Source organism: Acidobacteriaceae bacterium (assembly GCA_035944135.1).
Lineage (GTDB): Bacteria > Acidobacteriota > Terriglobia > Terriglobales > Acidobacteriaceae > Granulicella.
Map to the genome: position 1 here is coordinate 574098 of DASZBM010000001.1, position 13701 is coordinate 587798.

The 13701-nt window shown below is 58.7% G+C and carries 11 protein-coding genes; all 11 read right to left on the reverse strand.

What is annotated here, in order from left to right:
- Positions 1-29: 29 nt before the first annotated feature.
- The 11 genes from VGU25_02230 to VGU25_02280 are packed head-to-tail and all read right to left on the reverse strand — an operon-like array spanning position 30 to position 13569.
- Positions 30-794 (reverse strand): cytochrome c oxidase subunit 3 family protein, encoded by a 765-nt coding sequence (locus VGU25_02230; GenBank protein ID HEV2576005.1) that lies wholly within the window; start codon positions 792-794, stop codon positions 30-32.
- Positions 787-2457, reverse strand: a complete 1671-nt coding sequence (locus tag VGU25_02235; GenBank protein HEV2576006.1) for a cbb3-type cytochrome c oxidase subunit I — start codon at positions 2455-2457, stop codon at positions 787-789. The genes VGU25_02230 and VGU25_02235 overlap by 8 nt, the downstream gene beginning before the upstream one ends.
- Positions 2454-3515, reverse strand: coding sequence for a cytochrome c oxidase subunit II (gene coxB, locus VGU25_02240; GenBank protein ID HEV2576007.1), 1062 nt, complete (start codon positions 3513-3515; stop codon positions 2454-2456). Before coxB ends, VGU25_02235 begins: the two co-directional genes overlap by 4 nt.
- A gap of 8 nt (positions 3516-3523) precedes the next feature.
- Positions 3524-4462 carry an SCO family protein gene (locus VGU25_02245; GenBank protein ID HEV2576008.1) on the reverse strand — a complete coding sequence of 313 codons (939 nt, stop codon included), beginning with the start codon at positions 4460-4462 and terminating at the stop codon, positions 3524-3526.
- 29 nt (positions 4463-4491) lie between these two features.
- Positions 4492-5184 carry a hypothetical protein gene (locus tag VGU25_02250; GenBank protein HEV2576009.1) on the reverse strand — a complete coding sequence of 231 codons (693 nt, stop codon included), beginning with the start codon at positions 5182-5184 and terminating at the stop codon, positions 4492-4494.
- Positions 5174-6520: a hypothetical protein gene (locus tag VGU25_02255; GenBank protein ID HEV2576010.1), complete on the reverse strand. Its 1347-nt coding sequence runs from the start codon at positions 6518-6520 to the stop codon at positions 5174-5176. The genes VGU25_02250 and VGU25_02255 overlap by 11 nt, the downstream gene beginning before the upstream one ends.
- A 55-nt stretch (positions 6521-6575) precedes the next feature.
- Positions 6576-7442 carry a cytochrome c gene (locus tag VGU25_02260; GenBank protein HEV2576011.1) on the reverse strand — a complete coding sequence of 289 codons (867 nt, stop codon included), beginning with the start codon at positions 7440-7442 and terminating at the stop codon, positions 6576-6578.
- A 14-nt stretch (positions 7443-7456) separates the two neighbouring features.
- Positions 7457-7999: a DUF3341 domain-containing protein gene (locus VGU25_02265; protein HEV2576012.1), complete on the reverse strand. Its 543-nt coding sequence runs from the start codon at positions 7997-7999 to the stop codon at positions 7457-7459.
- Positions 7999-9447 (reverse strand): NrfD/PsrC family molybdoenzyme membrane anchor subunit, encoded by a 1449-nt coding sequence (gene nrfD / locus VGU25_02270; GenBank protein HEV2576013.1) that lies wholly within the window; start codon positions 9445-9447, stop codon positions 7999-8001. The genes VGU25_02265 and nrfD overlap by 1 nt, the downstream gene beginning before the upstream one ends.
- A 1-nt stretch (position 9448) precedes the next feature.
- Positions 9449-12667: a TAT-variant-translocated molybdopterin oxidoreductase gene (locus VGU25_02275; protein ID HEV2576014.1), complete on the reverse strand. Its 3219-nt coding sequence runs from the start codon at positions 12665-12667 to the stop codon at positions 9449-9451.
- On the reverse strand, positions 12664-13569 hold the full coding sequence (locus tag VGU25_02280; protein ID HEV2576015.1) for a cytochrome c3 family protein: 906 nt from the start codon (positions 13567-13569) through the stop codon (positions 12664-12666). Before VGU25_02280 ends, VGU25_02275 begins: the two co-directional genes overlap by 4 nt.
- Between the last annotated feature and the right edge of the window lie 132 nt (positions 13570-13701).

Sequence of the window (13701 nt, forward strand, 5' to 3'; positions counted from 1 at the left end):
GAACCTTCCTTCGATCTAGGTGGAGCGGCTTAGTGAAGCGGGTGCCGGTTGATCAGATAAAGCAGCGGGAACAGGAATAGCCAAACGATATCGACGAAGTGCCAATACAGACCGAAATTTTCGATCGGCGCGACATACCCGGCACTGAATTCGCCTCTTCGCGCACGCCAGATAAGCCAAAAGAGCAGGGCAATACCGATGATCATGTGCAGAGCGTGCATGCCCGTCATCCCGAAGTAGAGGAAGAAAAAGATCTGCGTGCGCTGCGCCATATCGGGCGCCAAGGGTTTTTCGTGAATCCCGAAAGCTGCCGGGTTTACATATTCGGAGATGTCATAGTGCGCGCCCGGGATGTGGTGATGTACCCACTCGGCGTGCCACTCAACTCCCTTAATACATATGAACGCAATGCCGAAGACCGTGGTCAGAATCAAGGTCCAAACCAGCATGTCCTTCTTGCGCACCTCAGCACACCACACCGCGAGAGCCATAAAGAAGCCTGACGTGATCAGGATCGCGGTATTGGCGGTACCCAAGGGAATGCTGAGCTGATTCGACGCCGTGAAGAACGCATCGTAGTACCAGTTGCGATAGAGGAGGTACGAAAAGAAGAGGCCTCCGAAGAACATGATTTCGGTAAGCAGGAACAGCCACATCCCAAAGCTTCCCGCCTCGCGCTGCTGCTCGACCGTCTCAAAGTGATGACGGTGCTGCGGCAGCGAGACATGCGCGTGCTCTGCATGGACCGCTGTCTCGTGCGTGTATGGATGCTCGGTCGCGACGATGTTATCCAACGGTCGTCACCTCATTCCTCTGCTTTTGCTCGAGCCACTCATAGTCATAGGCTTCGTGATCCATGATTGGAATCTCGATGAAGTTTTCCGTCAGCGGCGGGGATTGTATCTGCCACTCGAGGCCGGTTGCTTGCCACGGGTTGTCACCCGCGATGGCGCCGTACTTCAGGGACCAGGCGAGGTAGAGGAGAGGCAGCATGTATCCCACTCCGAGCACTGTCGCACCTGCCGTCGAAAGGACGTTGAGCACCTGGTACTCAGGCGGATAGGCATGATAGCGGCGTGGCATGCCGAGATATCCAAGGATGAACTGCGGCATGAAGGTGAGGATGAACCCGATAAAGGTCGTGACTGCCGCAAGCTTGGATAGCGACTCCGGATACATGCGGCCCGTCATCTTCGGCCACCAGAAGTGCACGCCTGCCAGGAATGCCATAAGCATGCCGCCGACCATCACGAAGTGGAAGTGGGCGACGATAAAGTAGGTCTCTGTCAGGTGGATGTCCATGCCCAGCGAGCCGAGAAAGACACCCGTCAGTCCGCCAATGGTGAACAGGCCCAGGAAGCCGAAGGAGTAGAGCATGGGGGTCTCGAAGGTGATCGAGCCCTTCTGCAGGGTGAATGCCCAGTTGAAGACCTTGATCGCCGAGGGCACCGCTACGAGCATCGTCAGCAGTGAAAACACCAGCGCCGAGTAGTTCGAGATCCCCATGATGAACATGTGGTGTGCCCAAACGAAGAACCCGAACAGCGCGATTGCGACCGAGCTGAAGGCGACGGCCGTGTAGCCAAACACGCGCTTTCGGCTGAACGTGGAGATCGTCTCCGAGATAACGCCCATGCCCGGCAAGATCATGATGTACACAGCCGGATGGGAGTAGAACCAGAACAGATGCTGAAACAGCAGCGGATCGCCGCCTTTGGTCGGATCGAAAACGCCGATTCCGAAGACGCGCTCTAGCAGCACGAGAACCAGGGTGATCGCCAGAACCGGCGTACCCAATACCATCAGCAGCGAGGCTGCGTAATTCGACCACACGAAAAGTGGCAGCCGGAACCACGTCATGCCCGGGCAGCGCATGCGGTGGATCGTCACGATGAAGTTCAGACCGGTGAAGATCGAGCTGAACCCAGCCACAAAGATAGCCAGCGCCGCTGTAATGACGTGCGTGTTCAGGTAATGCGTCGAGAGCGGGGTGGTGAAGGTCCAACCGGTATCCACGCCACCGAGCACTAGCGCGGCGAGCAACATGATGCCGCCAACAACATACAAATACCAGCTCAGCAAATTGATCTTCGGAAAGGCAAGGTCTTTCGCTCCGACCATGATCGGGATCAGGAAGTTCCCGATCGTTGCCGGCACCGACGGCACCAGGAACAGGAACACCATGATGATGCCGTGCATCGTGAAGAACTTGTTGTAGGTATCGGCCGCCACGAGATCGGGTTGGGGCGTCAGCAACTCGAGTCGGATCAGGCCGGCAAACGCTCCTCCGATAAAGAAAAAGAAAGTGATCGAGATCAGGTAAAGCATCGCGATCCGCTTATGATCGCCGGTCAGCAGCCAGCTCAACAGGCCGTGCTCTTTGTTGAGATAGCTGACCTTCGGCAGTCTTGCCGTGGCCTGATCGGGTAGAGAGACGATGGTTGCTGTGCTGCTCATGGCTTCACCGAGTCCTGGTTGGTGCCGACTGCGGGCGTAACAGGCGAGGCCTGGTTCGAGTCCGCTGTGACGAAGGTCTGCTGGATGCGGTAGTTGGATTGCAATTGCTTGATGAATTCGACGATATCTATAAGACCGTCTTCACTGATCTGCCCCTGATATGTGGGCATGATCGGAGCGAAACCAGCCGTAACATGCTGCGAGGGATTCAGAATCGCGTCGCGCAGATACGCGTCGTTGACAAGGACTTGGCTCCCATCAGTCAGCGTGAGCTTCGATCCATAGACACCTGCGAGATTCGGGCCGCGGGCCGAAGCATTGCCGGAGTGGCAGGCGTTGCATCCCATGGACGCGAAGAGGCGCTCGCCGTTCTGCGCCAGGCTCATGCCTGAGTTGGACTGGTCCAGCCATTTCTTGTAGTCGCCTGGGTCCATCGCGGTCACTTCACCGATCATGCCCGAGTGCAGGGTTCCGCAATACTGCGTGCAAAAGATGTGATACGTTCCCGGATCCGTGGCCTGAAACCAGACTGTGGAGTAACGGCCCGGGATGACCTCGCGCTTCACGCGAAAGTCCGGGATTGAGAAGCTGTGGAAGACGTCCTGCGAGATCATCGTCAACTGGATCGGCTGTCCAACTGGAATGTGCAATGCATTGATTTCGTGCTGGCCGCCCGGGTGCTCGGCCTTCCACATCCACTGTTTTCCTACCACATAGATGTTCATCGCATTCGGTGGAGGATCGTAGATCCGGAAATACAACAGGCCTCCCCACACGAAGGTGACAAGGAATAACGCCAGCGGAATGATGGTCCATGTAGCTTCGAGGATCGTCGAACCCTCGACTTGAATAGCCACGGGATGCTTGTCGCGGCGATACCGCAGAGAGAAGTAGAAGACCAGGATGGCCACGAAGACCAGCCCGAAAACAGAAATCGCGACCAGGAAGAAATACAGCGCATCCGTATAGGGTGCGATGGTGGATGCTTCGGCCGGAAAGAGCGCCGAGCTATGCAGCCACTTGATCAGAAATTGCCACAGGACTGGACTAATACCCATCGTTTGCCTTATCCGTTCCGCCAGTTGTCATCATGCCAATTTGGCACGCTGCCGAGTTTGCGGCTCAGTTCCTTGTCTCGCCGAAACATCAGAAACATAAATCCGCCGAGGCTCGCAACCGTCACCATGCCGCCCAGCTGAACAACCCGCGCAACGATCAGAGAGTGCCTGTTGATCTGCGGATCGTAGTGATAGCAATAGGTGAGGATATTGGCAACGGGCGAGCCGATCTTGTTATCCGAGGCGTCAATCAATCCCAGAAGGATGTCCTTCGGCGAGTACTCGACGCCAAGGTAGTACTGCGCCACTCGACCTTGAGGTGTCGCCAGCTCGATCGAGCTGGCATGCGCAAATTGAGTGAGCTTACCGTCTGGTCCGGGCACTCGAACGTAGCCAAATCCGATCGCATCGGTAAGAGCTCGGATGCTGGGTTCCTGCCCAACGAGGAAATGCCAGCCGTTCGTGGTCTCCGGTCGACCATAGCGACGGAGGTAGAAGTCCTTTCGCCGCGCTGCCAGCTGCGATGTCTCGGTCGGATCGATACTGATGACAACGACCTGGAAGTCTTTGCCCGGCGTAAGATGCACCATCTCAAGCGAGCTCGTGATGCCGTCTAGCTCCTCCGAGCAGAGCATCGGACAGTTGTAATAAACCGCCGAAAGAAGCACTGGATGTTTGCCATCGAAATACCGGCCGAGGGTGACGGGATTCCCATGATCGTCTGTGAACGTGGCGCCGAGAGGAAGCTGCGCGTTCAGATGTTGCTGAATCTTTGCGCCTTGCAGCACTTTCGGCAGTTGATCGCCTACGTTTGTGCCTTCCGCCTTATCACCATAGCTCGATACCTGTGCACACAACGGTGCAACCGCCAGCCCTAAAGTTAGGGCAACGACAGCCAGCCCCGGGAGGAGGCGGCAGCAGTTGCGGTTTGGGGTAGATCGAATCAAGGGGTCCTCGTGATTAATTCTAAGCGCGCTTACTCGTGGTGCGCCTCAGCGCGGTTAAACTCATTCTTCTGCTCTCGCGCCTCGATGGTGTCGAGCTCATATCCGGTACGCGCGAAACCATCGGTGAGGGGGGCCTGCACTGTGGGTTGTGTCTCACCAGCCATCAGCGGTCCGGGTTGTGCAGCGGACGGCGGCTTGGGAAGTCCTTGCTGCACGACGAGTTGCATGGCCCGCGATATCGGAATTCGAATCGTGCCGGCGGGCAGGTCAGCCGAGCTGCTGTAATAGTTCAGCAACAGATCCTCGCGTGCATGAAGATCTGCGATGTCCTGGTCACCGTCGTCCATCTCAAGGCGGGGAGTCGGGAAGGTCTGTGTCATTTGCGCGAGCTGCCGCTGCTCCATAACAGCATTGGAGGTCAGGTCCTCGCGCTTCTCTCCACGCGGAGTGGCGCCAATCTCGTTCTGGCCGGAATGCCATTTGTCGGCCGGGCCGTCCCGCTTCGCGAGCGTGTAATTAATGGCCTTGCCCATGAAGAAGCAAAAGACAAAGAAGATAACAAGGAAGCCAGAGAGGCCGGCGACAAACGTAATGATGCCGCCAACATTGACGTCTTCGACCTCGTAGCCGGGGTGATCAGGGTCACGCACCGCGGGAACAGGGTGAGGCCCGGTGGGATTCGGGCGGCCCGGATCGTGTCCTTCGTGTCCTCTAGTGGGCATGTTCAGGCTCCAGAAGCTCTTCCGTATGGGGATCGTTCAGGTGGATCAGTGGCCGGCGTGTCAGTTCGGTCAGGTAAACGACCATCCACAACGCCACAACCGCGAGAGGCACAGTGATGTAGGCGAGAATGCCGAAGTTCCCGGCCAGATGCAGGTTCCCCGCTGCGTCCTTGAAGTTCGGCTCAATCAGCCAGAACATATCGATGAAACGGGCGCCAATCATAAACACGCACAGCCAAATCATGCGCCGCTTCGATCGCTTGAAGTCACGCGACAGAAGGATAACGAACGGGATAACCCAGTGGCAGACGACGTCGAGCGTGCAGATCGTCCACCAGCCACCGCGGATCCGATGCAGGTACCAGGGAATCTCATCCGGCACGTTGCCGGAGTAGATGATCAGGAACTCGGCAAAGGTCAAGTAGATATTGAGCATCGTGAACGCGAAGGCCAGTTTGCCTAGATCGTGCTGTTCAGTGATGCGGAACATGGACTTCATCGGCTCATAACGCGACAGCAGGACAAGCGTAAGGATGCCGAGTGCCAGCACTGCATATCCCTGAGCAACGAGGAACTGCAGACCGTAGACCGAGGAGTACCATGTCACGTCCAGCGACTTGACGAACACAATGACGAAATCTGTCATCAGGATCACGTAGAGCATCAAGGACGGCCCGGAGAGATTTTCGAACCGTGTCCGCCAGCGATCGAAGCTCAGGAAGGTGCCGGCCGCCGGATCGCGGTCGCTCTCAAGCGTCCAGCTGTTGACCAGCGTGACCACGATGGCCATGAAACCTAGCACCAAGATCGCCTGCACCCACGCGCTTACAGGGCTCAGCATGGAGTGCTTGAGATTGATGCAGAGCTCCTGCTCCTGCGTAATGAGACCCGACTGGAAAGCGTTCCACGTCTGTGATGGTGTGCTGAAAGCAGCCCACTGATAGAGGTGCTTCATCAGGAAGAGCACTGGGAGCATCATCACGACGATCAGCCAGATTGTACGGGTCATCGCCTCCAGCGGACGGCGGAGGACATGGCCCCACTTGCCTCCCGACAGGTACTGGACCAGCAGCAATGCCAGCGCGCCACCCGTGAAGTTGAAGCACATCATTACGCCCATCAGGTACGAGCGAAGCAGATGATTCCGGCCCTCGGGAGTCCACAGGAAAAGCAGAAGCGATAGCACACCCAGCACGACTGCTGCAATCAGCGCATAGGTGCGCCAGCGCAGGATGATATCCGGCGCGGTCAATACCGATGGCATCTGCCGCGGGTGTGGGTGCGCCACCTCGCCATGGGTGGGGCCGGCTCCGAAATGTTCTTTCTCAAATGCCATCGATCATTCGCCTTCGTGGTCCTGAAACATCGTTCGATCGCTGTTCGTTGCTTCCCTAATGTTGCGGTCCAGCCAACCTGCCCGGCGCCTGCGCGTCCGGTTTTGCAAGCGGAGGCCCAGAAGAGTTTCGAGTCGTGGAAGGCTGCGCCGCTGTACTGTTCCCGTGCGTTTGCGAACCCGCCGGGGCCGTCGTGGTCCCCTGCCCCGGAATGCCGTTGTCCTGGCCGTTGGGTGTTCCGTAGACAGCAGTCGACGGAAGTCCCCACGGGTCTGCAAAGCCAGGAGGCATTCCCTGGTCGTTTGCAATCTGGTGAAGATCTTCGACATGCGCCCCGGCAGGAACGTCCGACTGCTTCGCGTTCTGGCTCAACTGGAGCGCACGGATGTAGGCCGCGATAGCCCAGCGATCCTGCGGCGTAATCTGTGCAGCGTAATCAGGCATGGCGCCATAGCCGTTGGTCATGACCGCGAAGAAGTGGCCGAGTGGTGCGCTGCGGAGCCGGTCCGTATGGAAATCGCCTGCCGGGCGATAACCACGCTGCACGATCATGCCGTCGCCGTTCCCTACGCGTGAGTGACACGGAGTGCAGTAGACATTGAATCGCTCCTGTCCGCGTGCCATCGTGTCCGGCGTCAGGTCGATCGGCAGACCGTCTCCCTCTTTGCCATTGATCAGACCCGTATAAAAATACGAATCCTCGTTCCCCTGGTTGCGCGCGACCGTATTTGCAACCTGCGGTCGCACAGACCGGCCGTCCGGATAGAACGTGGTGCCGCGCTGGGGGAAGAACTTGGGCTCGTCCTGCATATCCTGACGGCAGCCGGCGAGCACCAGCATCGCACCGGTCGACAGGATGATGGCCGTGACTCGTACCGCTCTTTCAATGCCTGAAGCCAGCACTTGGCGTCTCGTCTTTCGCATCTCGAATCTCTGCATTAGTGGTCGACCTCCACAACAGAGACCGGGTTGAACTGCTCGAGAAACACGCGGGTCCCGGCAACCGAGAATCGCGGGTCGTGTGCCTCGAGGCAAAGGAAGAACTTGTCCGTCGTCGCGCCGTCGCGGAAGTTGGGAGCGTTGAACAGCGGATGATAAAGCTGCGGTAGACCATTCAGCGCAATCATCCCGAAGGCAGCCGAGAGACCCGCGAAGAGGATGGTCCACTCGTAGCCGGGAATCACAAAGGCCGGCCAGCTGAATAGTGGCATCGCGCGGATGTTCAGCGGATACCCCCAGACGTTAACCCAGACTTCCATGCCATAGCCCGTTATCAGCCCCATGATGCCGCCGATGAGACAGATGAGCGGAACGCGCGTCTTATGAAAGCGCAGAGCCTCGGCTGCTTCCTCCACCGGGTAGGGTGTATAGCACTCCATGCGGCGATACCCTGCGCGGTGCGCCATCTCCGTCGCGTGCACCAACTCCGACGGCGTGTTGAACTCCGCCAGCAGACCGTAGATTCCTTCACGCACCGGCATCAGAGGGCCTCCTCAACAACGCGGTCCGCGGGCTGCCCGCCGGGCCGCACTTTGGTCTGCGGCAGCATCATCTTGATCTCGCTCATCGGGATCATTGGAGCGAGCCGCGCGAAGAGCAGGAACAAGGTGGTAAAGAAGCCCCACGTGCCGATGAACAGGATGTAGTCCCAGAACGTGGCACGGTAAGTTCCCCAGCTCGATGGCAGGTATTCACGGTAGAGCGAGGTCACGACGATGACGAAGCGCTCGAACCACATGCCTATGTTCACCACAAAGCTCAGGAAGAACAGGTAGCCCGGGCTCACGCGCAGGCGCCTGCTCCACAAGGTCGTTAGCGGAATTGCAATGTTGGTCAGGATGAGCAGCCAGTACGCCCAGCCCATCGGGCCAAACATACGGTTCCACATCATGAAGAACTCCCAGTGGCTCGCCGAGTACCAGCTCATGAAGACTTCCATGCCGTACCCATAGGCGACGATGGAGCCTGTAACCAGCATGACCTTCGCCATGTTGTCGAGATGGCGAAGCGTCACCAGGTCTTCCAGGTGGTAGAACTTCCGAATCGGTATCGCGAGTGTGAGCACCATCGCGAAGCCAGAGTAGACAGCTCCGGCGACGAAATAGGGCGGGAAGATAGTCGTATGCCAACCCGCCATCGCCGCCACAGCGAAGTCGAAGCTGATGGTTGTGTGCACGGACAGCACCAGCGGCGTCGAGAGACCGGCCAGCAGGAGCGAAGCGGACTCATACCGGATCCAATGCCGCGTCGATCCGCGCCAGCCCAGCGACAGCAGACCGTACAAGTACTTCGCAATCGGCGCCTTTGCGCGGTCGCGCAACGTACCGAAGTCCGGCACCATGCCGATATACCAGAACACGACCGAGATCGTGGCGTACGTTGACACCGCGAAGACGTCCCACGCGAGTGGGCTGCGGAACTGCGGCCACACGTTCATCGTGTTCGGATACGGGAAGAGCCAGTATCCAAGCCACGGACGGCCGATATGCAGCAACGGGAACATACCGGCGCAGCACACGGCGAAGATCGTCATCGCCTCGGCGAAGCGGTTGATCGAGTTACGCCAGCCTTGCTTGAAGAGCAACAAAATGGCTGAAATGAGCGTTCCGGCGTGACCGATACCGATCCACCAGACGAAGTTAATGATGGCGAATCCCCAGGCTCCAGGAATCGTGACGCCCCAGATGCCAACGCCCTTCAGGAATAGCCACGTGACGCCGATGACAACTCCGAGCGCAACCGTGGCGGCAAAGAAGAAGCCGCCCCACCATGCCCAGGGCGTGCTCCCGGTGAGCACAATCCCCGCGATTTTCTGGGTGACGCTCCTGAAGTTGTGCCCTGGCGCGATGACCGCATACTCGCCCGTTCGCGGGTCGATCATCGGGTCGTGCACGGTCTCCGGATCGTGAATTGGACCTTGGGTCGCCATGTTAAGCAAGCTCCGGGTTCGGGTTGATAACGCCGGCCGTGTACGTGGTGCGCGGACGGTAGTTCAGATCGGCGAGCACCTGGTAATCGCGCTCTGTCGCCTTTCGCTTCGAGACCTTCGAGTTCGGATCGTTCATATTGCCGAACACGATCGCGTCCGTCGGGCAAGCCTGCTGGCAGGCCGTGATGATCTCTCCATCACGGATCGCACGATTTTCCTTGTCGGCCTCGATCTTCGCCTCCTGGATGCGCTGCACGCAGTAGCTGCACTTTTCCATCACGCCGCGCGAACGCACCGTGACGTCAGGATTGCGCATGAACTTGAGGCTTTCAGTGTCGTAGTCCGAGTACAACAGGAAGTTGAATTTACGCACCTTGTAGATGCAATTGTTCGAGCAGTACCGCGTGCCCACACAGCGGTTGTACACCATTACATTGAGGCCTTCGGGCGAGTGGATCGTCGCACCCACCGGACACACCTGCTCACATCCGGCCGATTCGCAGTGCTGGCAAAGCATTGGCTGGAAGAACGCCTGTGGTGCGTGAAGATCGCCTTCGAAGTACGTATCGATACGAATCCACTGCATGATGCGGCCGATCTTGACCTGCTCACGGCCTACGACGGGAATATTGTTCTCCGCGTAGCAGCTAACGACGCAGGCATTGCAACCGACGCAGGAGTTCAGGTCGATCGACATTCCCCACTTGTTTTGCAGCGCACGCGACGATGGATCCTGATGGTCATACCTCCACGCATCGGGCCAGAAGCTCTCGTCGTGCGGAACCGCTTCACCCTGCGGGTTATAACCGATCTTGTTGACCAGCGTCAGGCCATCCGCAGTCCCGTGATGCGCGTACGCTTCATCCTTCTGAACATCCGCGACGGTGGCATAGCGGATGATCGACCGCTCCTGCGCTTCGTGTCCCGCCAGCGAATAGACGCCCTGCTTGTCGAACTCTTTCCGTTCGAGATCATGCTGCGCAAAATTGCCGCGGTGCTCGATGTTGTGCACCTTGGTGACGCATATGTCGTACGTCCCCTTGCCACGCGTGATCTTCAGACCGGAGTCCCACAGCGGGTTCGTCGACGTGCGCAGGAGGTAAGCATTGACACCCACGCCCGCACCCACGCGACCCGCTTCTGCGCGACGCCCGCCGCCAAGATGCAGCGTGATGCAGTCATTCGGGTGGCCGGGAACCATCAGCACCGGAGCAATGACCTTTCGGCCTTTGAGCTCGAGCTCGATGGCCTCGTTCTCCTCGATGCCGAGCTTGCCCATCGTCTCAAGGCTGATGAGCGCGGCATTGTCCCACGACAGGTTCGTTACCTGCTTTGGCAGCTCCTGCAGCCAGCCGATGTTCGCATAACGGCCGTCATACAACGAGGGATCCGGCAAGAACCTGATTTCGAGTGTGCCGTCGGCCGCCGGCGCCGCAGCCGGCGAATTGGCGGCATTTTGCGCAGCTGCTTTCGGTGCCGAAACGGTCGCAGCTGTGTTCGCTGTGCCGTCAACCCAGCCATCGTGCAGCGCCTTTTTCCAGGCCTTCGCAAAATCGCCATCTTTGATGTACGTCTTGGCGTTCGCCGTCACCGCGTCATAAGAAGACTTAGATGGATCAATCAGAGCCTGCAGAATGTCATGTGCAGACTTGCCGCCATACAGCGGATCGATCATGGGTTGGATGATCGAAATCGTTCCGTCCGCGCTGCGCGCATCGGACCAGCTCTCCAGATAGTGAGCCTGGTTGATATGCCAGGTTGAATAGAAGCCCGTCTCGTCGACGTACTGGCCAAGGTGCACAGAGTTCGGCACCATGTTGAATCCGGCGATGAAGTCGTAATCTACGGGCGCGTTGTACAACGGATTCACGCCGAGCATCACGAGCCACTTCACCTTGCCGGCGTTCATGTCGTCAACGAGCGACTTCAGATCCGCACCTTGCTCGGACGGAATCGGCGCCAGCGGCGTCGAGTAGCTGACCGTCTTACCAACAGCACCCAGCGAGGCATTCAATGCATGCGCGGCGGCATGACACGCCGGTGAAGACTGCGGTCCCGCGATGACAACTGCGCGGCCATTGGCCTTCTTCAGATCATCCAGAACAGCGGTTAGGAACTTTTGCGCTGTGGGATCTGCTACTGAACCACCGCCACCGGCGAGGCTGCTCGCAAACGCTTCAACCTCGCTCGGCTTCAACCGCAGCGCATGATCCGCCTTGAACCCCGTAACCGACGGCATCGTCTCCACGACGTACAGCCGGTTCATGGTCTTGCCTTCCGCGTAGCGACGGCGCTCCGCAAAGGACGCCGCCATTGGCAGGAAGCCCGGGAAGCCAATGCCGCCTAAAAAGTCCGCGTCGAGAGAGAGAATGACGTCGGCATCATCCAGCTTGTACTGCGTGTCGTAATAGTCGCCGAAGGCCGCCTTCGAAGCCGCGCGAGCTGCGTCACCATTCACGGCGTCGTACTGGACCAGCTTGGCCTGGGGATATTTCGCCTGCAGCTGTTTCCACTGCGCCGCAAGCGTTGGAGAGGTAATCGTCTCCGACAGGAAGTACAAGCCCTGACCACCAGAAAGCTGACCGACACCCTTCGCAAACTGCTGCTGGAAATCTCCCCACTCCGCGGCATCACCACGGAAACGCGGATGCTGCGAACGGTCCGGATCATACAGCCCCAGCAGCGTACCCTGTGTGAACGCGTCCGAGCGCCCTTTGGACATAGGGTGCTCCGGGTTGCCGTCGACCTTGATCGGACGGAACGCGTCCGACTTGATCAGCACCGGAACCGCGCCGGTCGGGAATGGATGCGCGCTTGCAAAGTACATCGGACGGCCCAGGACAAGGTCCTCGGGCTGCTTGATGTATGGGAAGATCGGCTCATCGGGCTGCTTGGTGCAACCTGCCAGGCCAGCCAGCGCAAAGCTCGCGCCCATTACCTTCAGAAAGCTCCGGCGCGAAACCGCGTCAATCCACTCGCCCGCACCCGACTGCCGCGGGAACTCCTCCTGCATCAGGTCGTGGAACTCAGGCGTCTCCGCCAGTTCGTCGAGGTTCTTCCAGAACCGCCGCCCGGTCTTGCCGTCGAGCTTCGCCCGAACCTCGGCAAGCGTCATCTTCTTCCGAGGAGCAGGCGCGATCGCCGTTATAACCTGTGCCGTGCTTTCGTTTGCCGCCGAGCCCGCGGCCTTCGCCTCTTGATTCATCATCGTCTCGTTCATCGGTGGCATGTCTCGCAGCTGGAGAGCTCGTTGGCCGTACGGATGTGGTACTTGTCCATCAGGTAATGACCCAGATCAATCTGGCTGGTGAACTTCTGATAGTTTGCAGGCATCGTGATCACCGGCACATCGGAGACCGATCCGGGCTCACTCAGCGGGTGCGGCTGCAGGTTCGTCCCGGACTGCGGCTTACTCTGGCCGATCGGCGTCGGTGGCTCTGCCTGTGCAAGCTCGGGATTCTGTCCAGTAGTCGGATCCGTCGTCGTGCACGAAACCGAGCCGGCCGTCGGGCCCTGCTTGTCTGTCGTTGCACACCAAACCGGCTTAGTGTCGGAGGGCCCCGCCCACGCCATGTTGTAGACCTCAGCCGCAGGCCGCAGGTTTACAGCAGGGTTGCGATGGCAGTTGAGGCACCACTCCATCTGGAGCGTGTTCTCTTCGTACATCAGCGGCATCTCGTCTACGCGACCGTGACAGCTCGCGCACCCGAGGCCCTTATTCACGTGAATCTCGTGATTGAAGTACACGTAGTCGGGAAGATCGTGAACACGGATCCACTGGATCGATTCACCGGTCGCCCAGCTGTTGCGCACCGGCTCCAGCAGTTGCGCGTTCGTCCATATCTCGGAGTGGCAGTTCATGCAGGTCTTCGTCGGTGGAATGCCCGCATAGGAGCTCTTCTCAACCGACGTGTGGCAGTACTGGCATTGCAGTCCCAGACCCTCGACGTGGTGTTTATGGCTAAACGGTACCGGCTGGTCGGGACGCTGGCCCTGACGCGTGACCCAGGGCGACCGTTGCAACTCGTTCAGCGTCACGCCGAGCGCGATGACGATCAGACCCGTCAGCACCAGGCTCAAACGAACCAGTGCATTCGAACTGCGGTCAAAGACTTGCGCCATGAGTGCGTTCCTGCTCTCCGTTCGCCGATATCGTCGGCGTTGGCTCCTGCTACTGCAATTGCATGCTGCTCCCTCGTCCCGCAACGGGACGATTGCAGCACATCATATGGATATCTGTCCGTAGGGGGAAAT